Source organism: Serratia sp. FDAARGOS_506 (assembly GCF_003812745.1).
Lineage (GTDB): Bacteria > Pseudomonadota > Gammaproteobacteria > Enterobacterales > Enterobacteriaceae > Serratia.
Genome location: NZ_CP033830.1, coordinates 23,074 through 43,953, shown reverse-complemented (window position 1 = coordinate 43,953; position 20,880 = coordinate 23,074). Strand labels below are relative to the sequence as shown.

General features: G+C 50.9%; 20 protein-coding genes and 1 pseudogene. 7 read left to right on the top strand and 14 right to left on the bottom strand.

What is annotated here, in order from left to right; genetic code table 11:
• Positions 1-720 precede the first annotated feature (720 nt).
• The 8 genes from EGY12_RS00275 to ardB all read right to left on the bottom strand — a co-directional run bounded on the left by EGY12_RS00275 (position 721) and on the right by ardB (position 6,148).
• Positions 721-1,230 carry an antirestriction protein ArdA gene (locus EGY12_RS00275; RefSeq protein WP_012561131.1) on the bottom strand — a complete coding sequence of 170 codons (510 nt, stop codon included), beginning with the start codon at positions 1,228-1,230 and terminating at the stop codon, positions 721-723.
• 1,351 nt (positions 1,231-2,581) lie between these two features.
• Positions 2,582-2,914 (bottom strand): hypothetical protein, encoded by a 333-nt coding sequence (locus EGY12_RS00270; RefSeq protein ID WP_012561126.1) that lies wholly within the window; start codon positions 2,912-2,914, stop codon positions 2,582-2,584.
• Positions 2,915-3,122: 208 nt separating this feature from the next.
• Positions 3,123-3,407: a protein CcgC gene (ccgC, locus tag EGY12_RS00265; RefSeq protein WP_013263793.1), complete on the bottom strand. Its 285-nt coding sequence runs from the start codon at positions 3,405-3,407 to the stop codon at positions 3,123-3,125.
• 68 nt (positions 3,408-3,475) lie between these two features.
• Positions 3,476-3,835, bottom strand: coding sequence for a hypothetical protein (locus EGY12_RS00260; RefSeq protein ID WP_019706033.1), 360 nt, complete (start codon positions 3,833-3,835; stop codon positions 3,476-3,478).
• Positions 3,832-4,128 carry a protein CcgD gene (ccgD, locus tag EGY12_RS00255; RefSeq protein WP_000545925.1) on the bottom strand — a complete coding sequence of 99 codons (297 nt, stop codon included), beginning with the start codon at positions 4,126-4,128 and terminating at the stop codon, positions 3,832-3,834. The genes EGY12_RS00260 and ccgD overlap by 4 nt, the downstream gene beginning before the upstream one ends.
• An 883-nt stretch (positions 4,129-5,011) precedes the next feature.
• Complete coding sequence (locus EGY12_RS00250) at positions 5,012-5,251, bottom strand: hypothetical protein (protein WP_000932975.1); 240 nt, start codon at positions 5,249-5,251, stop codon at positions 5,012-5,014.
• A gap of 9 nt (positions 5,252-5,260) precedes the next feature.
• Entirely contained in the window at positions 5,261-5,665 is a 405-nt protein-coding gene (ardR, locus tag EGY12_RS00245; RefSeq protein ID WP_000881513.1) for an antirestriction protein ArdAB regulator ArdR, read from the bottom strand.
• 57 nt (positions 5,666-5,722) lie between these two features.
• On the bottom strand, positions 5,723-6,148 hold the full coding sequence (gene ardB / locus EGY12_RS00240; RefSeq protein ID WP_000447669.1) for an antirestriction protein ArdB: 426 nt from the start codon (positions 6,146-6,148) through the stop codon (positions 5,723-5,725).
• 415 nt (positions 6,149-6,563) lie between these two features.
• On the opposite strand from ardB, the gene mucA reads away from it, so the two are divergent.
• The 3 genes from mucA (at position 6,564) to EGY12_RS00220 (ending at position 9,199) form a co-directional block, all read left to right on the top strand.
• A complete protein-coding gene (mucA, locus tag EGY12_RS00230; RefSeq protein WP_000861760.1) occupies positions 6,564-7,004 on the top strand; it encodes a translesion error-prone DNA polymerase V autoproteolytic subunit MucA in 441 nt (146 codons plus the stop codon).
• Positions 6,992-8,257: a translesion error-prone DNA polymerase V subunit MucB gene (mucB, locus tag EGY12_RS00225; RefSeq protein ID WP_012561122.1), complete on the top strand. Its 1,266-nt coding sequence runs from the start codon at positions 6,992-6,994 to the stop codon at positions 8,255-8,257. The genes mucA and mucB overlap by 13 nt, the downstream gene beginning before the upstream one ends.
• Positions 8,258-8,407: 150 nt before the next feature.
• Positions 8,408-9,199 (top strand): SprT-like domain-containing protein, encoded by a 792-nt coding sequence (locus EGY12_RS00220; protein WP_012561121.1) that lies wholly within the window; start codon positions 8,408-8,410, stop codon positions 9,197-9,199.
• 14 nt (positions 9,200-9,213) lie between these two features.
• Here EGY12_RS00220 and ardK read toward each other — a convergent pair whose 3' ends face one another.
• Positions 9,214-9,555, bottom strand: coding sequence for an antirestriction protein ArdAB regulator ArdK (gene ardK, locus EGY12_RS00215; RefSeq protein ID WP_000057569.1), 342 nt, complete (start codon positions 9,553-9,555; stop codon positions 9,214-9,216).
• A 559-nt stretch (positions 9,556-10,114) separates the two neighbouring features.
• Between ardK and EGY12_RS00210 the strand changes: the two genes are divergently transcribed.
• The gene (locus tag EGY12_RS00210; RefSeq protein ID WP_012561120.1) at positions 10,115-10,834 is read left to right on the top strand and encodes a replication initiation protein; all 720 of its coding nucleotides are present in this window, start codon (positions 10,115-10,117) and stop codon (positions 10,832-10,834) included.
• A 1,417-nt stretch (positions 10,835-12,251) separates the two neighbouring features.
• On the opposite strand, the gene EGY12_RS00200 is transcribed toward EGY12_RS00210, so the two are convergent.
• On the bottom strand, positions 12,252-14,216 hold the full coding sequence (locus EGY12_RS00200; protein WP_166444370.1) for a nuclease-related domain-containing DEAD/DEAH box helicase: 1,965 nt from the start codon (positions 14,214-14,216) through the stop codon (positions 12,252-12,254).
• A 665-nt stretch (positions 14,217-14,881) separates the two neighbouring features.
• Positions 14,882-15,451 carry a recombinase family protein gene (locus EGY12_RS00190; RefSeq protein WP_001749988.1) on the bottom strand — a complete coding sequence of 190 codons (570 nt, stop codon included), beginning with the start codon at positions 15,449-15,451 and terminating at the stop codon, positions 14,882-14,884.
• Positions 15,452-15,696: 245 nt separating this feature from the next.
• On the opposite strand from EGY12_RS00190, the gene EGY12_RS00185 reads away from it, so the two are divergent.
• Complete coding sequence (locus EGY12_RS00185) at positions 15,697-16,905, top strand: type II site-specific deoxyribonuclease (protein WP_000110241.1); 1,209 nt, start codon at positions 15,697-15,699, stop codon at positions 16,903-16,905.
• A 33-nt stretch (positions 16,906-16,938) separates the two neighbouring features.
• Here EGY12_RS00185 and EGY12_RS00180 read toward each other — a convergent pair whose 3' ends face one another.
• The gene (locus tag EGY12_RS00180) at positions 16,939-18,372 is read right to left on the bottom strand and encodes a DNA cytosine methyltransferase (RefSeq protein ID WP_001288432.1); all 1,434 of its coding nucleotides are present in this window, start codon (positions 18,370-18,372) and stop codon (positions 16,939-16,941) included.
• 98 nt (positions 18,373-18,470) lie between these two features.
• Here EGY12_RS00180 and EGY12_RS00175 point away from each other — a divergent pair.
• Positions 18,471-18,743, top strand: a pseudogene (locus EGY12_RS00175) (IS1 family transposase); the annotation flags it as partial.
• A 10-nt stretch (positions 18,744-18,753) separates the two neighbouring features.
• On the opposite strand, the gene EGY12_RS00170 reads toward EGY12_RS00175, so the two are convergent.
• The gene (locus EGY12_RS00170) at positions 18,754-18,963 is read right to left on the bottom strand and encodes a hypothetical protein (protein ID WP_123892201.1); all 210 of its coding nucleotides are present in this window, start codon (positions 18,961-18,963) and stop codon (positions 18,754-18,756) included.
• Between the two features lie 37 nt (positions 18,964-19,000).
• On the opposite strand from EGY12_RS00170, the gene EGY12_RS00165 reads away from it, so the two are divergent.
• Positions 19,001-20,148 (top strand): IS3 family transposase gene (locus EGY12_RS00165; protein ID WP_085949497.1). Its coding sequence is split into 2 segments (ribosomal slippage): positions 19,001-19,238 and positions 19,238-20,148, totalling 1,149 coding nucleotides; the frame shifts between segments, so codons are not numbered across the junction.
• A gap of 48 nt (positions 20,149-20,196) precedes the next feature.
• On the opposite strand, the gene EGY12_RS00160 is transcribed toward EGY12_RS00165, so the two are convergent.
• The gene (locus EGY12_RS00160) at positions 20,197-20,838 is read right to left on the bottom strand and encodes a restriction endonuclease (protein ID WP_012561158.1); all 642 of its coding nucleotides are present in this window, start codon (positions 20,836-20,838) and stop codon (positions 20,197-20,199) included.
• Positions 20,839-20,880 lie beyond the last annotated feature (42 nt).

The following is a 20,880-nucleotide window of genomic DNA, read 5'->3' as shown; positions in this document are numbered from 1 at the left end:
ATTTACCTGTTTTTATGCCCGTCAGGGCATGGAAGGCGACCGCGCCGGACTCCACCGGACACCGGCCGCAAATCGCCGGAAACTGCGGGACTGACCGGAGCAACAGGCCACCCCCCTCCCTGCTAAGCCATAACCCAGCCCGCCGCCACGCAGCTGCCGCACGTCCCCCACGGGGGTGCGCAGTGGGCGCCGCGCGCCTGCGCGCGGGTACGGCGGCCCGCCTGCGGGTCGCGGCGCCGTACTGCGAGTTAGCGGCCGCCGCGCGGCCGGTTACGGGGGACACCGCACCGTCACGGCCAGTGCCCCGCTGAGCTGCACAATCCACGGATAACACAATAGCGCACTGGCAAAGGATGCCGACGCCTGAAGGGCGTGGGCACCCCGAAGGGGCGGGGCGGCCGCTTGCGGCCGGGCGAGTCCGGCGCAGGGTGTGGCCTGCCAAGCGGAGCGCGGAGGCCGAAGGCCGGAGGCGTTAGCGGCCGCTGCCCGCGTAAGCGGGGCGAGACGGGAACCGGCTCGATGCGCAGCACAGCAGAGCGACCCCGAAGGGGTAACGCCCGGTGTGGCATCAGGATTTAGTGCAATGGCAGAACATGAGCTGGAGAGATCACCGGCAAGCAGCAGCAAAGGGGCGGCGCAGCCGCCCAGATGGCTGTTTGCCGATACCGGCGATTAATTAGAGCGGTGTTTAATATCCCCCGCGTTGCGGGGGACTAGGTTTCAGCAAGTCATGTTAAATACGTGTCCGTCATGTAAACTGAAATCCCCAATAAACAGATCCCGCGCATAGGCTACGATGTCAAAATATCGGGCTACGGATTCAGGAATATCATTCAGTAGACCGCTATCATTCAGGTATTCCTCTGCAAAAGTTTCTTCGTCCTTAGCTTCGCCCATATAGGCATCTCTAAACAGGTCGAAATCAGTGCTATTAAACAGATCAACAAAGGCCACAAACGCCGCTTCGTTACCTTCCTCGCGGGCTTGTTTAAAGCCGTTAATAAAATCCCAGTTGATATGGCACTCTGACGCCATACCAGACGGAATACCCTCCCAATCCTGGAACATAAATTCTGGATCAGCCTCATTTGCGTGTAACTCGCGGCAGCGCTCGTAAAACTCCTCTGAGCTATCAAAATCGGTCAGATCGAGCCAGGCTCCCGCAATGCTTCCGCAGTTGTATTTATGGTAAGTGCCAACATAAACAGAAGGGGTCGTAATATCAGTCATGGTGTACTCCTTAAAGCGCCGATACCGGCAATTTTTCGGGCGGCGGTATTGCCTCCCGATGATTTAATTATCGGTGATTATGCCTTTAAAGTCAATACAAGTACGGAATTTATTTACCTGTTTTTATGCCCGTCAGGGCATGGAAGGCGACCGCGCCGGACTCCACCGGACACCGGCCGCAAATCGCCGGAAACTGCGGGACTGACCGGAGCAACAGGCCACCCCCCTCCCTGCTAAGCCATAACCCAGCCCGCCGCCACGCAGCTGCCGCACGTCCCCCACGGGGGTGCGCAGTGGGCGCCGCGCGCCTGCGCGCGGGTACGGCGGCCCGCCTGCGGGTCGCGGCGCCGTACTGCGCGTTAGCGGCCGCCGCGCGGCCGGTTACGGGGGACACCGCACCCTTACGGCCAGTGCCCCGCTGAGCTGCACAATCCACGGATAACACAATAGCGCACTGGCAAAGGATGCCGACGCCTGAAGGGCGTGGGCACCCCGAAGGGGCGGGGCGGCCGCTTGCGGCCGGGCGAGTCCGGCGCAGGGTGTGGCCTGCCAAGCGGAGCGCGGAGGCCGAAGGCCGGAGGCGTTAGCGGCCGCTGCCTGCGTAAGCGGGGCGAGACGGGAACCGGCTCGATGCGCAGCACAGCAGAGCGGCCCCGAAGGGGTAACGCCCTGTGTGGCATCAGGATTTAGCACAATGTCAGAACATAAACTGGAGAGATCACCGGAAAGCAGCAGCAAAGGGGCGGCACAGCCGCCCCGATGGCTGTTACTTGTCTTTGTCGCGTAGCACTTTGATTAGGCCGGTTACGGCCGTAATCAGAGCGGCCAGCGAGGTGATGATTTGCGGTAGGTTTTCGAGGATGGTAGAGGTCATATAGCACCTGTAGAGAAGTTGGCGGGGTGTCGTTTCCGACGGCCGCACTGTAACCGGGCGAATAAGGCAGGTTGTCAACAGCTTGAGCGAAGCGTCTGTTGACAACCTGCCGCGCCCGGTTTCACTGCGGTCATAGGCGGAACGACCTACGCCAACGGAACGGCTTTATGACCGGGCAGCTGAGATACCGGCGAACCTGGCTGGCGGCTGACGCCAGCCGCCAAGCGCCAGCGCGGAGGGCAAAGCCCGGAGGCCAAGCGGAGCGCGGAGGCCGAAGGCCGGAGGCGTTAGCGGCCGCTGCCCGCGTAAGCGGGGCGAGACGGGAACCGGCTCGATGCGCAGCACAGCAGAGCGGCCCCGAAGGGGTAACGCCCGGAGTCTGCCGCTGTTTATCTCTCGTTCCATCTGAAATCGGCGGTAAGGCCATTAAAAGGGTCAGTTTATCAGGGAGGCGTTAGCCCCCCATGTTGTTAATCATCAGGCAATATCGTCTTTGTAGCAGGCATAACCGAAGCTAAGCTCTGTTTTCATATAGTGGCGGGCAAAGTCCCAGGCATCGTGGCCGAAGTCCTCATAATCTGCCAGGACGATTTCGCGGGCTTTGTGCCATTGCTGTACGGAAGAAAGCGGCAGAACAGGGCAGGGAAGCGACCAGTCAGTGACGGTGTTGCAGATCATATCTGCCAGACGCTCCAGGGAGCCGTAAACCAGCTCTGTGCGCAGATCCGCCACCATGCGTTGTTTACGCAGTGATGCCAGATAATCAATCTCTTTGGTTATATCAGAATTTAAGCGGGTCTGGTAATCCATGATGTACTCCTTTGCGCGCCGATACCGGCAATTTTGCGGGCGACGGTGTTGCCTCCCGATGATTTAATTATCGGTGATTATGTCCTCAAAGTCAATATAAGTACGGAATGTGCATACATAATTTTATATCTTGCAAAGCGTTCATAGAGTGCCTGAATCGCTTTCTGACAGCCTCAATAAAAAAAGGCGGGGATTCCCGCCTTTTTTCTTACAGCTGCTTACGTGGCTTTTTACGCGTCATATACAACGGTATCGCGCAGTCTACCGCGTACAAAAAGCACGCCAGCGCGCCGCAACCGTACAGAAACGCAAGCGGCTTATTATCGAAGTAGCTGAAAACCCCTGTCGCCGCACACAGGCCCAGAACAGAGACGCAGGCGCAGGTGATCTGCACCAGATCCCTGTATCCCGCACGAACGATAAACCAGGGCAGGGCAAGCGCAGCGGCGCTAATAATTAATGCGAGAGGGACAAAAACGAGATAGTGATACATGTGAACTCCTTGATGGTTGCCGATACCGGCGATTGTTCGGGCGGCGGTATTGCCACCCGATGATTTAATTAGAGGTTTTGCGCGTCCAGGAGATTGACCTGAGCCGGGGTAACGTGAAACTTTTCCCCTTTATGGATCACGTTATGCGGGGCGCTAATTTCATCACTGATAAAGCTAACCGGGTAACGTTTTTTACCGCAAATCCGCTCGCTAAACCATGCCACTTTTGCCGCTGGCCGATCCACTGGATGAACAATCACACCGGCCATGCTGCACCCCGTTGCGGGTTCGTCCAGCGTAATGCTTACCGGGACTGTATCCCGGTAAAAAAACTTAACCGGCGGCACACCTGCCTGCGTAGCGGCTGAGACAACTGCAAGCCCGATAACCGCTATCCGATTAATAAGCATTTTATTCCCCTTACTCATGCTGATATAACCTTGCCAGCTGTTACCAGTTTACGAAATTCGCTTTCATGAATTTCACGCCCATGCTCAAGCGTTGAATACACGTTGCCGATAAGCCAGTTACCAGCCGTTTTTGTCTCGGTATACCACCATGCTTCTGTCAGAGTAAGCAGCGGTTCGCTATCCTCGCCCTTCTCATAGATCCAGATTTTAGTGACGTCTTTACCCGTTTCGTTGCTGCCCTGAATGGTAGGGTCAAAGGTATGTTCAATCTCTATATCGAAGTAACGCTGAAGGAAGTTAGTAAAGTGCATGACGACTCCTGTAAGCGCCGATACCGGCAATTTTTCGGGTGGCGGTGTTGCCTCCCGATGATTTAATTATCGGTGATTATGCCTTTAAAGTCAATACAAGTACGGAATTTATTTACCTGTTTTTATGCCCGTCAGGGCATGGAAGGCGACCGCGCCGGACTCCACCGGACACCGGCCGCAAATCGCCGGAAACTGCGGGACTGACCGGAGCAACAGGCCACCCCCCTCCCTGCTAAGCCATAACCCAGCCCGCCGCCACGCAGCTGCCGCACGTCCCCCACGGGGGTGCGCAGTGGGCGCCGCGCGCCTGCGCGCGGGTACGGCGGCCCGCCTGCGGGTCGCGGCGCCGTACTGCGAGTTAGCGGCCGCCGCGCGGCCGGTTACGGGGGACACCGCACCGTCACGGCCAGCGCCCCACTGAGCTGCACAATCCACGGATAATGCAGGAGACGAATCATGATAGGAGGCTGAAGGGGAAATGAGCGGCAGCAGGGGAAGGGGTTGCCAAGCGGAGCGCGGAGGCCGCAGGCCGGAGGCGTCAGTGGCAGCTGCCCGCGTGAGCGGGGCGAGACGCGTAGCGGCTCGATGCGCAGCACAGCAGAACGGCCCCGGAGGGGTGACGTCCGGGGGTTCGCTTTTAAAGATTTTCGACCACATCAGTAAATCGTAGTGACACCATGAAGCAAAAGTATCGTGCAGACCAGAATCAACAACAGTAACAGCAGACCTTTTTTTCGACGTAATAAAACCGGCCCCAAAGCGCCCGCAAGAAGCACACTCAACACGATTTCCGTTATACTAATCGTATTCATAATCTCTCACGTTTCCCTTTTTAGAACTCTGCCACACACGGATAAAACCTTATAACAAGCAACAAAACCCGTTATTCAGACACGGTAATGCCTAGTTTTTTTGCCAGAATTTCAGATGACAAAGAAACCCTTATCGACTTCCCGGTTACAAGGTGAATGATTGTGGCTTCATGCCCTTCAACAGAGTGGGATATTAACTCACGCTGAATGATATGCGTCTCTCCATCATTTCCCGTCACGGCTATTAGGCTCTCTGTAGAACAGGGGTTGATACTACTAATGTTGGTGTTGTTTTCGGTTTTGTTCAGCATCGCTGATCCTCAAATATCGGTTTGTGTTACGTCTGCCGCTTTGCGCTGGATAAGCGACTTAAAGAAATCCGACGCCTTCAGAATATCGCTATCCTGGAAGTCGGGAAATGTCGCTTCTGTCAGCTCCTGCGCCGTACCTGCCCGTATAACGGTTTCATCGCGGATCATCGTTCGCTTAACGCCATCAGCCTGTTTTTTGCTGAAGGAGTGCCGGAAAATAATCGCGTATTGGCCGCCGCTATCCTGATGAACAGAAGTATCCCAGCGATGATTACCCTGTTTACGATAGTGGTGATAGATTTGCTGGCCGTAGCGCTCCTGATCGGAATTACGGTAATCGAACATTAACAGTTCCAAAAGCATTAACCGATCTGGCAATTGCCAGGCGGTAGGGTGTTGAAGTGTCGCTAACATAGTTTCCCCTGAGCGTGACAGTCACGATAAGGCGGGCTTTGCCCGCCTGGTTATCAGTTAATCAATGGCACGATAAATACGATTCTGGCTTTCGTTCTCCAGCGTATTAACGTACTCCCGCAACAGGTGATACCGGTTAGCCATCGTTTCGTTCAGTTCGGCTTTGCCTTCTTCATATGCCAGCCCGCAAAAGTAACTGTAGGCATACAGACAAACAATAATCCCTACTTCGCGCGCGCTGCATTCACCTTCAAAATAGTTAGGTAACGAGAGCCAAAGAGGTTGGGGCGCTTCCATAAAAAACGCGCCATTGCTGGCCTGAAGGTATTCCCAATACCCTCCCTGGTAGTCTTTAGCGTAACGATTCAGAAAGGACTGAATGAAGTGATCTGCGCTGAAGAAAGCGCCACGAAATGCCGCAGGCATGAAGTTCATGCGGGCGTTTTCAGAAATGTAGCGGGCGGTGATTTCGATAGTTTCCATGATACTTCCTCTTAAAGCCGATACCGGCGATGGTTAAGCGGCAGGCACATCACCTGCCACTTTTTAATTATCGTACAATGGGGCGTTAAAGTCAATATAAGTACGGATTATATTTACCTAATTTTATGCCCGTCAGAGCATGGAAGGCGACCTCGCCGGACTCCACCGGACACCGGGGGCAAATCGCCGGAAACTGCGGGACTGACCGGAGCGACAGGCCACCCCCCCTCCCTGCTAGCCCGCCGCCACGCGGCCGGTTACAGGGGACACTGAGAAAACAGAAAGCCAACAAACACTATATATAGCGTTCGTTGGCAGCTGAAGCAGCACTACATATAGTAGAGTACCTGTAAAACTTGCCAACCTGACCATAACAGCGATACTGTATAAGTAAACAGTGATTTGGTAGATCGCTATGAAGGTCGATATTTTTGAAAGCTCCGGCGCCAGCCGGGTACACAGCATCCCTTTTTATCTGCAAAGAATTTCTGCGGGGTTCCCCAGCCCGGCCCAGGGCTATGAAAAGCAGGAGTTAAACCTGCATGAGTATTGTGTTCGTCACCCTTCAGCAACTTACTTCCTACGGGTTTCTGGCTCGTCAATGGAAGATGGCCGCATCCATGATGGTGACGTACTGGTTGTGGATCGCTCGCTGACGGCCAGCCACGGCTCAATCGTAGTCGCCTGCATCCATAATGAATTTACCGTGAAGCGGCTACTGCTGAGGCCCAGACCCTGCCTGATGCCGATGAACAAAGATTTTCCTGTGTACTACATTGACCCGGATAATGAGAGCGTTGAAATCTGGGGAGTGGTTACGCATTCCCTTATCGAGCATCCGGTATGTTTGCGCTGATTGATGTCAATGGCATGTACGCCAGCTGTGAGCAGGCATTTAGGCCAGATCTGGCAAACCGAGCAGTGGCCGTTTTATCCAACAATGACGGCAACATTGTGGCCCGTAATTACCTGGCGAAGAAAGCGGGCCTGAAAATGGGCGATCCGTACTTCAAAGTCAGACCCATAATCGAGCGTCATAACATCGCTATTTTTAGCTCTAATTACACTCTCTATGCCTCCATGTCGGCCCGGTTCGCGGCCGTAGTTGAGTCCCTTGCAAGCCACGTCGAACAGTATTCAATCGACGAGCTTTTTGTTGACTGCAAAGGGATAACGGCCGCCATGAGCCTTGACGCTTTCGGGCGCCAACTGCGCGAGGAAGTCAGGCGACACACAACGCTGGTATGCGGGGTCGGTATTGCCCGTACTAAGACGCTGGCGAAGCTGTGTAACCACGCTGCAAAAACATGGCCCGCTACTGGCGGGGTGGTTGCTCTGGACGATGGCGCCAGACTGAAGAAATTAATGAGCATCCTGCCGGTTGCGGAAGTCTGGGGCGTCGGCCATCGTACAGAGAAAGCACTCGCCACAATGGGGATCAAAACGGTGCTGGATTTAGCCAGGGCAGATACGCGCCTAATCCGTAAAACATTCGGCGTTGTGCTTGAAAGAACGGTACGGGAGTTGCGCGGCGAGGCTTGCTTCAGCCTGGGAGAAAACCCTCCTGCGAAGCAGCAGATTGTTGTGTCGCGCTCATTCGGCCAACGCGTAGAAACCCTGACGGACATGCAGCAGGCTGTCACCGGATTTGCAGCGCGCGCAGCTGAAAAACTGCGTAATGAGAGGCAATACTGCCGCGTCATAAGCGTCTTTATCCGTACCAGTCCTTATTCAGTGCGTGATACACAGTATGCCAATCAGGCAACCGAAAAACTGACGGTGGCAACCCAGGACAGCCGCACGATAATTCAGGCAGCACAAGCCGCGCTGGCGCGGATCTGGCGGGAAGATATTGCGTATGCAAAAGCAGGGGTCATGCTGGCAGATTTTAGCGGGAAGGAGGCCCAGCTTGATTTATTCGACTCTGCTACGCCTTCAGCTGGCAGCGAGGCTTTAATGGCTGTTCTTGATGGTATAAACCGGCGTGGAAAGAGCCAGCTTTTTTTTGCAGGCCAGGGCATCGATAACTCCTTTGCCATGCGTCGTCAGATGTTGTCACCTGATTACACGACAGACTGGCGCTCAATACCAATAGCCACCATCAAATAATTACCGGCGCCGTACACGGGCCGGTTAACCCCTCAACCGGCCGAAACAAGTTTCGGCACGGTTTCGCGGTTTTCGGTAAAAGCCGTTTCCTCTGTATAAAAGATCAGCTAAATTATGTGTATTGCACAATACATATATGTGAGGTTAGCAGTGAATTTGCCTACGCCCGAAACCTACGATGAACTTCAGAGAGCCTACGATTTTTTCAATGAGAAGCTATTCAGCAACGAGCTGCCGCCATGCCTGATAACGTTGCAGCGTGAGAAGCGAACGTATGGCTATTGTTCCTTTAAGCGTTTCGTCGGCCGTGAGAGTGGGTACACGGTAGACGAGATCGCTATGAATCCGGTGTATTTCTCGATCAGAACCATAAAGGCCACGCTTTCAACACTGGTGCATGAGATGGTTCATCAGTGGCAATTCCATTTTGGCGAGCCTGGCCGCCGTGGCTATCACAACAAACAGTGGGCGGCCCGGATGGAACGGGTAGGACTAATGCCTTCTGATACCGGCGAACCGGGAGGCAGGAAAGTGGGCCAGAGCATGACCCATTATATTATTGCCGGTGGCCTTTTCGATATGGCCTGTGATGAACTGCTGACAGGCCATTTCCGGCTTTCCTGGATGGACAGGTTTCCGCCTTACCAGCCTAAGCCTGGCGCTGTGCTAAGCCCTACAGGAAAAGGCTATATTGACGACGAGGAAGATGATAGCGAACACGAACAGGAGGTGGAGGAAGGGCGCGACCCGGTTGAACTCGACGACGAGATCATAGAGGCCATGCGATTTGTAACCCCGCCGCCTGAAGCGCCGGTGAACAAAACAAACCGGGAAAAGTACAGCTGCCCGGTGTGTCATATCAATCTCTGGGGTAAACCGGGGATAGTGGTTTACTGTGGTGGCGAGCACTGTAATAAAGCCGCGTTAGTAGTCTTAAAATAAAGTCCTTTCGGACTTTATTTTTTTTCCATTTCCGAGGTCGTGATGTTATTAATGCTGTACTTCGCGGCTTCTTTTAAAACAGTTTCAGCAAGGCTTGCTGGTATCCAGACCTGAACTAATTTTAATGGTTCGCCGTTCTCGGCTTTAAGAGTGGTGTTCTGGTACAAATCCCAGATTCGCTTAACGGTGCTGGAAATGTTTTGCTTGGAACGGCCTACTCGCGTGGCTACGTCTGATGATTTCTCACCTTTGACAAGCACGGAATAGCCAATATCTGTTGTGATGTGTGCAAAGGAAGCCATTTGCGGCAGCAGCTGTTTCCATTCTGTTTCTGAAATTCTGTTTTTCTGAGCCATCTGTGGCGCCTCCGTAGTTTTGGTTACAGAAAGGATATACTCAGAATAAACAGGGGTCAATACAAGTACGATTTTTATAAACTTTATTTTATTTGAGGGTGAGGCCCGGTGCGGCAGCAGCGCGGGCCTCGATGGTGCCGCGAAGGTGCTGGCGCCATGCTCGGATTAAAACATGAACCCCTCAGAACTGCGAAACTTGTTTTCGCGGTTCTGAGGGGTTGACCGAGCCGCGAAGCGGCGCTGGTAAGCGATGATATGCACATATCCACAGGCATATTTTTAAAAGGTATTTTATAGATTTTTTATCTTTTTAAAGTCTTTTAGAGCTATATAACTCATTGATTTAAAATCATAAATAAGTGTTATCTCTGGGAATCCGCCCACCTTGTTATGGGATTTTCCCCACCTATCTATGGGAAACAGCCCACCTTACTATGGGAATTAGCCCACCTTGTTATGGGAATTGGCCCACCTTATGCGAAACTGTAAAAAATGTATTTACTTGTTTGAACTTTGTGGTAGTGTGGAGAGTAATTTTTAACCCACAAAGGCAAGGCGCATGGATAAGTTGCTGAACAAAAAGATAAAAGTTAAGCAGTCTAACGAGCTTACCGAAGCTGCTTACTACCTCTCGCTAAAAGCAAAGCGCGTTCTCTGGTTATGCCTTATGCAGACGTATTTCACAGCTTCAGTAAGCGAAGATGATGATGAGATGGCTGTACTCGGTGACTCTACTTTCAAAGTAAAGGTGGCTGACTATCAGCAAATTTTTCAGGTAAGCCGTAACCAGGCTATCAAGGATGTTAAAGAAGGCGTGTTTGAGTTAAGCCGTTCTGCGGTAATCTTTTACCCGAAAGAAGGGCGTTTTGACTGCGTCGCGCGCCCCTGGCTAACAGAGGCTGGCAGCCGATCAGCTCGTGGTATCTGGGAAATCGAATTTAACCATAAACTCCTGCCGTACATTTACGGCCTGACGAACCAGTTCACCACCTACTCGCTCCGCGATTGTGGCAGTCTTCGAAATCCCCGGACGATCCGCCTTTATGAAAGTCTTGCTCAATTCAAATCTTCAGGCTTATGGGTTACTACTCATGCTTGGTTAAATGACCGTTTCCTTTTGCCGGAATCCCAACAGAAGAATCTGGCAGAATTGAAACGATCTTTTCTTGATCCTGCATTAAAGCAGATAAACGAGAAAACCCCCTTGTTTGCTAAGTACCGTATTGATGATTCAGGGAAGTTTTTGTTCTCAATACTCGATAAGCAAAATCCCGTCTGACATAAACCAGCACCTTTGAGCCTGTCATTTGACAGGTTTTTTTAATTTCCGTCAGGAAGGTGGGTGCATTCCCACACGGCAGCGGCGCCCGGCAAGGTGGGCCGATTCCCACGTGGCAGCGGCGCCTGGCAAGGTGGGCCGATTCCCACGCGGCAGCGGCGCCCGGCAAGATGGGCGGATTTCCACACGGCAGCGGCGCCCGGCAAGGTGGGCCGATTCCCACGTGGCAGCGGCGCCTGGCAAGGTGGGCGGATTTCCACACGGCAGCGGCGCCCGGCAAGGTGGGCCGATTCCCACGTGGCAGCGGCGCCTGGCAAGGTGGGCCGATTCCCACGCGGCAGCGGCGCCCGGCAAGATGGGCGGATTTCCACATGGCAGCGGCGCCCGGCAAGGTGGGCCGATTCCCACGTGGCAGCGGCGCCTGGCAAGGTGGGCCGATTCCCACGCGGCAGCGGCGCCCGGCAAGATGGGCGGATTTCCACACGGCAGCGGCGCCCGGCAAGGTGGGCCGATTCCCACGTGGCAGCGGCGCCTGGCAAGGTGGGCGGATTTCCACACGGCAGCGGCGCCCGGCAAGGTGGGCCGATTCCCACGTGGCAGCGGCGCCTGGCAAGGTGGGCCGATTCCCACGCGGCAGCGGCGCCCGGCAAGATGGGCGGATTTCCACATGGCAGCGGCGCCCGGCAAGGTGGGCCGATTCCCACGTGGCAGCGGCGCCTGGCAAGGTGGGCCGATTCCCACGCGGCAGCGGCGCCCGGCAAGATGGGCGGATTTCCACACGGCAGCGGCGCCCGGCAAGGTGGGCCGATTCCCACGTGGCAGCGGCGCCTGGCAAGGTGGGCCGATTCCCACGCGGCAGCGGCGCCCGGCAAGATGGGCGGATTTCCACACGGCAGCGGCGCCCGGCAAGATGGGCGGATTTCCACACGGCAGCGGCGCCCGGCAAGGTGGGCCGATTCCCACGCGGCAGCAGCGCCCGGCAAGATGGGCCGATTCCCACGTGGCAGCGGCGCCTGGCAAGGTGGGCCGATTCCCACGCGGCAGCGGCGCCCGGCAAGATGGGCGGATTTCCACGCGGCAGCGGCGCCCGGCAAGATGGGCGGATTTCCACACGGCAGCGGCGCCCGGCAAGATGGGCGGATTTCCACACGGCAGCAGCGCCTGGCAAGGTGGGCCGATTCCCACGCGGCAGCGGCGCCCGGTGGGTATTTGCATTCACTTGACTCCCCATTTGCATTTTACTTGACTGCCTGTTTGCACTTCTCTTGGTCATCTCCAACAGAAAATAGAGACAGTTTCCTTCCGAGTTGACCGGCAGCTATGAGCGAGAAACGGAAGTTGGTTTGCCGGAAGATCTCTAAAAGTGAAATAGTCCGGTTAAGCGGGCTGTTTACAGCTGAGCTGTATAGAATTTTTTTCAATTCGCATTGATTTCGCTGAAAAAATTTGTATATTTCCCCTCACTACTTTTATCCAAGATAATGAGATTCTCAATAGATCGCGTGATCGATGTATAGATAACCTCAGGAGTATCCGTGTCATCCATAATATAAAATACGGTTTTAGACTCCAGGCCTTTATAACTATGTATCGTGGATAGTTTGATCAATCCACTATTCGGATAAAAATGATTTTTCTTTGTCCTTCTTACCCGTTCAATATCAGATTTAATACCAGTATGTCGCTTAATAAAATCACGCAACTCCTCTTTTGTAAGCAATTTTAATCTATTGATATCGTAATGCTTCTTTCCTTCCGGTAGGAGTTCAATTAGTTCTTCATATGTTTCAAACATACAGGTGGTATTTTCAAATTCATTGAATCTTTCATTTAATCGACGAACAAGAAAAATATTAGACGACAGAATAACAATATCATTTGGATTGAAACTATAATTTCTGATGTAGGTTTGAATTGTTTCAAAGCATTTGTTTTCCCAGTCGGATGGAAAGAAGTGATATTTGATAATATCAAAATTCATTTCTGACTGGATATTTTGTTGTTCAAATAAATCTATATCTGCATGTTTTTCAACCAGATACTTCAATTGATAATCTTTAAAAATTCGATTCAAAGGCGAGTCACTGCTTGTACGATAGGAACGACTTAATTTCTTCCAGTCACCGAATCCCTGCGCGATGACGTCCGCTCTTTTGCTATCTCTCTCATAAATATTTTGTGATTCATCACCAAACAGAACCATTTCACCCTCGTGATTGAGGAAGTTGTCACGAATAATTTTTACCCATTCATTTTCAAAGTCCTGAACTTCATCAATCAAAATTGTCCGATACTTACTAACAGAAAAATCGCTGAATAAATCACGGTTAAATAATTCATTAAATCCATATTTTTCAATTAATTCACTAACATCCTGTTCTGTCTCAATCAATTGAGACATGAAAAACTGATGATAATTTGTCACTGCGAAATGTTGATCGTCTCGATAACCAAGAACATCGCTGATTCGGTCTTTAATGAGGTTTTTTAGTGTAATATTGAAAGTCAGAATCAGTACAATATCATCATGCCGATGAAATGCATTTACCGCTCGATTTGCAATGATAGTAGTTTTGCCACAGCCTGCTACACCCTTAATCTTTTCTTTTCCAGACACGCTTATTGCCAACTTACTCTGACGCTTATCTAAGAAGATTTTTTTTCCCTGTTTTAACGTATGGTCGCTTGGCATCAGGCGTCTTTTAAAATCGTCATACACACGATCGTCGAACAGGACGTGTGGCTTAAAGCTTTTAATTTTATTAACGAGTTCTTTTATTCGATCAGCGCCGTAAGCCATGGACTTATCTCTACTTGACTTTCTTTTTAGCCGCGAGATTTTATCTGCCTGTTGATTGTATTGCTCTATAGAAATTTCTTTATTCCTGTATTGTGCATCAATATACCTAGATTGCGCCATCAATTCACTCTGGGCGTGGGAATATAACGAATCTATATTGGCTTTATTTCCTTTGTGTAAGTAAACAAACGGCTGGACAATGTTAAAAAAATTGCGATTTTTTAGATAAGACAGACCTAATACTGGTAAGTGTAGATTATATAAATTTGACTTATACCTGAAAGCTTGCGATTGAGGTGATGAAATCTTCGACACCCCTTTTTCAGAACTAACTTGCCATTTATTAAAAGCATCCACACTATAATTAACTAGGTTATAGTCCTTCACTTCAACAATAAATATTGCCGTGTTTTTTTTAAGAATGATAAAGTCTGGGCGATCCCCATCAATAAATGGATTAAAGAAAATTTCGTAGCTATCATCCAAGTTCTCCGTAAGGTGATTTAACAAGTGAAGCTCACCGGGAGTGGGTGCAACCTTTAAACGGAGTATGTTTTCCAAAGTTGGATGAAGGATAGACACGCTAACACTCTCTTTATAATGAATAACCATCTATAATTTACTACATGACCTAAAAGAAACAAGGATGACATAACAGATTGACCTATTCCCTTTAAATTTACACAGATAACAATGTTGGCTACTTCCGCTCCTGGCACACAGCAGCCGTTAAGATGTAAGGCCTTACGCCAACTAAATCTAATGGGACAGATTTAGTTGGTGATGGTCAAGTAATCTGCAAACGGTCACCAAGTAAAATGCAAATGGGTAGTCAAGTCCGATGCAATTACGCAGCCCGGCAAGGTGGGCCGATTCCCATATCGACATGTATGTAGCTTGTGTTATCCGTGGATTGTGCAGCTCAGCGGGTCGCTGGTCGTATGGCGTAGTGTCCCCCGTAACCGGCCGCGTGCGGCCGCTAACGCGCAGTACGGCGCCGCGACCCGAAGGCGGGCCGCCGTTCCCGCGCGCAGGCGCGCGGCGCCCACTGCGCACCCCCGTGGGGGACGTGCGGCAGCTGCGTGGCGGCGGGCTGGGTTATGGCTTTGCAGGGAGGGGCTGGGCCGGGCGATACGGTCAGCGTTGCGGTTTCCGGCGATTTGCGGCCGGTGCCCGTTTAAGTCCGGCGTGGTCGCCTTCCATGCCCTGACGGGCATAAGAAAATAAAACCGCCATGCTGCGGTCATTCATGATTTTGTGGTGTAGCGATAAATAGTCATGCGAGAAACGTTGAAGCGCTTAGCAACTGCACCAACTGTCATTTCAGGATCAGCAAGTAAGATTCTAATTTGTTTAACATCTTCTTCAGAAAGTGACGGTTTTCTCCCTCCCACACGGCCCCTTGCGCGTGCAGCTGCAAGGCCTGAGCGCGTTCTTTCAATATTGCGGTTGCGTTCAAAGCTAGAGAATATCGCCATCAGATGAGTATAGATTTCCCCTATAACTGGCGCATTTGTGTCTATTCTGTCCTTGATGGCTATGAAAGTTATTCCGCGTTTCTTCAGGTCGTCGAGTAAAGTAATGACTTGACCCAATGAACCGCCGAGCCGATCTAGTGCCCAAACTACTAGGGTATCTCCCTCGCGCAATGCTTTCAGGCAGTTCTCCAGTTCCGGCGCACCTTTTTTGTCGCGCTTGGGGCCGCTACGTGAGGTCTGATCCTGATAGATTTGCTCACATCCAGCTTTTGTTAGTTCGTCAACCTGGTGCGCCACATCCTGAAGATGCGTAGATTTACGTGCATAGCCGATTTTCATTCTTTTCTCGCTAATTAGTTATGGGGTTATTGTTATGTTGATACAGTAACGAGTTTTGTTACATGAGGGGAGTCATTTTTCGGGAGAAGTCAGGACTTTTCAAGACTGTCACAAAAACCATCGTTTTTGATACATTAATTTAACCAATAGGTTGCAGATCAAATCGTCTGTAACAGCCTTTCTGGCTGTTTGTATATAATCATGAAAAAATGGTGAGTAGAGTTTCAGGGTAACAGGGGATGCTTATGTCGGTTTTCCACAACTGGCTACTTGAGATCGCATGTGAGAATTACTTCGTCTACATCAAACGCCTTTCCGCCAACGATACCGGCGCAACAGGTGGTCACCAGGTAGGGCTTTATATCCCTTCAGGTATCGTTGAAAAACTCTTTCCGTCTATCAACCATACCCGTGAACTGAACCCTTCGGTTTTTCTCACCGCACATGTGTCATCGCATGATTGCCCTGACAGCGAAGCCCGGGCAATTTATTATAACAGCCGTCATTTTGGTAAAACCCGGAATGAAAAAAGGATTACCCGCTGGGGTAGAGGCAGCCCACTTCAGAATCCTGAAAATACAGGGGCTCTGACGCTCCTGGCTTTCAAGCTTGATGAGCAAGGGGGGGACTGTAAGGAAGTAAATATTTGGGTATGCGCCAGCACTGATGAAGAGGACGTCATTGAGACCGCTATTGGTGAAGTTATACCCGGAGCGCTTATATCCGGCCCCGCAGGACAGATTCTAGGCGGACTATCTCTACAGCAAGCGCCAGTAAATCATAAATATATTCTACCTGAAGACTGGCACCTGCGCTTTCCGTCGGGAAGTGAAATTATTCAGTATGCAGCCAGCCATTATGTGAAAAATTCCCTTGATCCGGATGAGCAACTTCTTGACCGCCGGCGCGTGGAGTACGACATATTTCTATTGGTTGAGGAACTGCATGTTCTGGATATCATCCGGAAAGGATTTGGCTCTGTGGATGAATTTATTGCGCTGGCCAATTCTGTCAGCAATCGCCGTAAATCCAGAGCCGGGAAGTCGCTGGAACTGCACCTGGAGCATCTATTCATTGAGCACGGCCTGCGACACTTTGCGACGCAGGCCATCACAGAAGGTAATAAAAAACCCGATTTCCTTTTCCCTTCCGCAGGGGCTTACCACGATACTGAGTTTCCCGTAGAAAATCTGCGCATGCTGGCAGTCAAGACTACCTGTAAGGATCGCTGGCGTCAGATACTGAATGAGGCCGATAAAATTCATCAGGTGCATCTGTTTACACTCCAAGAGGGAGTTTCTCTGGCTCAATATCGGGAGATGCGGGAGTCGGGTGTCAGATTGGTCGTGCCATCATCGCTGCACAAAAAATACCCGGAGGCGGTGAGAGCTGAGCTAATGACGCTAGGTGCGTTTATTGCTGAGCTGACAGGGCTTTACGCAGATATTCCATAGATTATCTCCCGGCATAAATACCGGGAGGAGCGATCAGATTCGTTCAACCTTGCACGAATCGGCATTAACCGCTTTCAGGATATAAGGTTCAAGCAGTTTGGCTACGGCTTCAAACACGGGCACCACTACGGAGTTACCGAACTGCCTGTACGACTGAGTGTCTGACACAGGAATGCGAAAAGGCCTGCCATCTACTTTTTCAAAACCCATAAGGCGCGCGCACTCTCGTGGAGTCAGCCTGCGGGGCCGATGCGCCTGATTTTCTTCGTTCGCGAAGTCTGTTTCACCTGTGGCCATATCCCAGCCACGGTCTATCAGAATTTCAGACCCGTCTTTGTGATAGCGAGCAGAAAGCGTACGGGCAATGCTTTCTTTATTTTCAGGATTAACGAGGCCAAAACCGAATCCGTTACCCTTAGCTGCGTGCTTTTTGGCGTAGTTATAGAGATACTCCCAGAGTTTCGGCGTCAGTATATATTTGCTGTCAACCACGGGTTCCAGCAGTTCGCCAAATGACGGACGCTGTTCCGGATAAAAACGACTAATATCGCGCAGGGTAAAGCCCTGGTGAATGTTCAGATCACGACGGAAACCGACCAAAACGATACGTTCTCGGTGCTGAGGTAAAAAGTGCTTTCCGTCGATAACTTTAGGATCGTTTTTGCCCATCTCAGCTGCATCCGCAACTTCATAGCCCAGTTCGTCGAGGGTATCCATGATGACTTTAAAGGTTTTACCCTTGTCATGGCTCTTCAGGTTTTTAACGTTTTCAAGAACAAAGATGGCAGGTTTTTTTGCGCGTATAATACGCGCCACATCGAAGAAAAGCGTTCCCTGAGCCTCACATTCGAAACCATGCGCGCGCCCGAGCGAGTTTTTCTTGCTTACGCCCGCAAGGCTGAACGGTTGACAGGGGAAACCTGCTAGAAGTACATCATGATCCGGCACATGCTCATTAATGTAAGCATAGGCATCGTTTTCAGGTACTTCAGGTTTATCACTGAGCGTGACTTCCCGAATATCGAGATTGAAAGTGTGTTCCTGAGCATCGTTAAACCAGTTAGCTTTATATGTGCGCACAGCCTCTTTATTCCATTCACTGGTAAAAACGCACTGGCCACCGATGGTTTCGAAGCCCTTCCGTATACCTCCAATCCCAGCAAACAGGTCAATAAACCGGAAGGCATAGTCAGGGTGATGTGCAGGCGCTTCCGGAAGCATTTTTCGTAGAAGTTCCTCTTCGGCTAACGTCAGCGTCTTAGGTGAGCACTTACCATTAATCCAGCGATTAAGAGTCTCGCGACTCCACTCATTTTTACCAACTTTTCTAAGCAGTTCAGCCACGTACTTCTGGTCATAGATTTCCAGCACCTGCCCGAGCAGCTTTTTATCATTTTCCTGTCGCAGTTGTTCTTCCGCTTCTGCTTTCTCAAGCAGATCCTGCGCCAGTAATTCAAATTCAGACATATTGCCTCCATTGGGTCTTATGGGTGAAACTGTATCACTCATTTGACCCAGATTGAATGTTTTTATCTGGATATTTAAACAGGTTTATTGTTAGGTAACGCACGTTGGCCACGCTGGAGCGTCTTCTGGGCCTGCTGTCGGCCTTTGAGGTCGTGGTATGGATGACGGATGGCTGGCCGCTGTATGAATCCCGCCTGAAGGGAAAGCTGCACGTTATCAGCAAGCGTTACACTCAGCGCATTGAGCGACATAACCTGAATCTGAGACAACATCTGGCAAGGCTGGGACGGAAGTCACTGTCGTTCTCAAAATCGGTGGAGCTGCATGACAAGGTCATCGGGCATTATCTGAACATAAAACACTATCAGTAAGTTGGAGTCATTACCGGTTCTCTTTGTCTTTTAGTGATTCTATAAACCTCATTACGTCTGAATATAAAAATCTATTATTTGATTTATGTGGCTCATGAGGTTGTGGGATGGTCTTGTTTTTGAATGTGCCAGTTTTCTTAATGGCAAAGATTAATTCACCTTCTGTTATTCCTAACATTTCAGCAAATGTTTTTTGAATCGCCACGGGTTTAACAGACACCTCAGAGTCATTTAAGATGGCTTAAAGAGAGGTGCCCATGAGCGGTAAGCGTTATCCCGAAGAGTTTAAAACTGAAGCAGTCAAACAGGTTGTTGATCGCGGTTATTCTGTTGCCAGCGTTGCAACACGTCTCGATATCACCACCCACAGCCTTTATGCCTGGATAAAAAAGTACGGTCCGGATTCTTCCACTAATAAAGAACAGTCAGATGCTCAGGCCGAGATCCGCCGTCTCCAGAAAGAGCTGAAACGGGTTACCGACGAACGGGACATATTAAAAAAAGCCGCGGCGTACTTCGCAAAGCTGTCCGACTGAGGTACGCCTTTATCCGTGACAACTCCTGTTGCTGGCCTGTTCGCCTGCTCTGTCGGGTGCTGGATGTTCATCCCAGTGGTTTTTACGCCTGGCTTCAGCAGCCGCATTCACAACGCCATCAGGCAGACCTGAGACTGACAGGACAGATTAAACAGTTCTGGCTGGAATCGGGATGCGTCTATGGTTATCGCAAAATCCATCTGGATCTGCGTGACAGCGGGCAACAGTGCGGAGTAAACAGAGTCTGGAGACTGATGAAACGTGTCGGAATAAAGGCTCAGGTCGGATACCGAAGCCCGCGGGCACGTAAAGGCGAGGCCAGTATCGTGTCACCCAACAGGCTCCAGCGACAGTTCAATCCGGATGCTCCTGATGAGCGTTGGGTAACGGACATAACCTACATCAGGACCCACGAAGGCTGGCTGTATCTTGCCGTTGTTGTTGATCTGTTCTCACGCAAAATTATCGGCTGGTCCATGCAATCCCGGATGACAAAGGACATTGTCCTGAACGCACTGCTGATGGCTGTATGGCGGCGTAATCCCGAAAAACAGGTGCTGGTTCATTCGGATCAGGGCAGTCAGTACACAAGCCATGAGTGGCAGTCGTTCCTGAAATCACACGGCCTGGAGGGTAGCATGAGCCGTCGCGGTAACTGCCATGATAATGCGGTTGCAGAAAGTTTTTTCCAGTTGTTGAAACGTGAACGGATAAAGAAAAAGATCTACGGAACGCGGGAAGAAGCCCGCAGTGATATTTTTGATTACATCGAAATGTTTTATAACAGTAAGCGTCGGCATGGTTCTAGCGAACAGATGTCACCGACAGAATATGAAAACCAGTATTATCAACGGCTCGGAAGTGTCTAGATTATCCGTGGCGATTCATTTGCTTCTATAGTTACTGACTTCATTTAATTAACTCTCATGGTATCGATTTTCTTTACCGGCATCTTTAACAATGGTGCTCGTTTCTAGTGTTGCTGCGGTACGCTTCATCATCGTCTGCGGGGCGGTTGCGATAGTGAAGGAGCTGCCGGGCGTGAGCAAATCTATCAGGCGCTGGCCGCTGATAATCTCCATCCGTTCACTGGCAATACTGACAGATTTTGAACCTGCGCCGGTTTTCCCGGTATGGCAAAACAGACCGCGACAGTTATGACGTTTAAGCAACTTCTCGAACTCCTGTACGTGCTGTAAAGCAATATGGCCGCGATAGCGTTTAGCCTGAATAAGATAGCGATATTTTCCTATTATTACCTGGCCGTCAATGCCTCCATCGCCGGTATAGCGTTTGTTTCTGATGGTTCTGAAGCCATGCGCTTCAAATCCTTCCAGCAACAGTTCTTCAAACACAAAAGGATCAATTTTCCTCAGGTAGTTAATTTTTTGTGGGAAGCCCGGCAACGTCTTTATGCGCTCCAGCACCCGCCGCGCACTTTGCTGCTTCCTTTTGTGTCGTCGGTTGCGTACTGAACGCCGGAAGAATACAACGGCAAACAGTGCGATGGCGCTGCAAGCCCATAGAATAAGGTTTTCTGTAGTGGGGAAGGGGAACATGGTGATAGTGTGCTTTCTGTGGGTAAAGAAAAGGGCGGTTAA

Bases quoted from the DNA above. Each gene is read 5' to 3' on its own strand.
- ardK (WP_000057569.1), bottom strand. From the start codon at position 9,555: ATGGCTCAGAAAAACAGAATTTCAGAAACAGAATGGAAACAGCTGCTG.
- EGY12_RS00210 (WP_012561120.1), top strand. From the start codon at position 10,115: ATGGATAAGTTGCTGAACAAAAAGATAAAAGTTAAGCAGTCTAACGAG.
- ccgD (WP_000545925.1), bottom strand. From the start codon at position 4,128: ATGCACTTTACTAACTTCCTTCAGCGTTACTTCGATATAGAGATTGAA.
- EGY12_RS00250 (WP_000932975.1), bottom strand. From the start codon at position 5,251: ATGCTGAACAAAACCGAAAACAACACCAACATTAGTAGTATCAACCCC.
- ardR (WP_000881513.1), bottom strand. From the start codon at position 5,665: ATGTTAGCGACACTTCAACACCCTACCGCCTGGCAATTGCCAGATCGG.
- mucA (WP_000861760.1), top strand. From the start codon at position 6,564: ATGAAGGTCGATATTTTTGAAAGCTCCGGCGCCAGCCGGGTACACAGC.
- EGY12_RS00180 (WP_001288432.1), bottom strand. From the start codon at position 18,372: ATGTCTGAATTTGAATTACTGGCGCAGGATCTGCTTGAGAAAGCAGAA.
- ardB (WP_000447669.1), bottom strand. From the start codon at position 6,148: ATGGAAACTATCGAAATCACCGCCCGCTACATTTCTGAAAACGCCCGC.
- EGY12_RS00275 (WP_012561131.1), bottom strand. From the start codon at position 1,230: ATGACTGATATTACGACCCCTTCTGTTTATGTTGGCACTTACCATAAA.
- EGY12_RS00185 (WP_000110241.1), top strand. From the start codon at position 15,697: ATGTCGGTTTTCCACAACTGGCTACTTGAGATCGCATGTGAGAATTAC.
- mucB (WP_012561122.1), top strand. From the start codon at position 6,992: ATGTTTGCGCTGATTGATGTCAATGGCATGTACGCCAGCTGTGAGCAG.
- EGY12_RS00190 (WP_001749988.1), bottom strand. From the start codon at position 15,451: ATGAAAATCGGCTATGCACGTAAATCTACGCATCTTCAGGATGTGGCG.
- EGY12_RS00270 (WP_012561126.1), bottom strand. From the start codon at position 2,914: ATGGATTACCAGACCCGCTTAAATTCTGATATAACCAAAGAGATTGAT.
- EGY12_RS00260 (WP_019706033.1), bottom strand. From the start codon at position 3,835: ATGAGTAAGGGGAATAAAATGCTTATTAATCGGATAGCGGTTATCGGG.
- EGY12_RS00160 (WP_012561158.1), bottom strand. From the start codon at position 20,838: ATGTTCCCCTTCCCCACTACAGAAAACCTTATTCTATGGGCTTGCAGC.
- ccgC (WP_013263793.1), bottom strand. From the start codon at position 3,407: ATGTATCACTATCTCGTTTTTGTCCCTCTCGCATTAATTATTAGCGCC.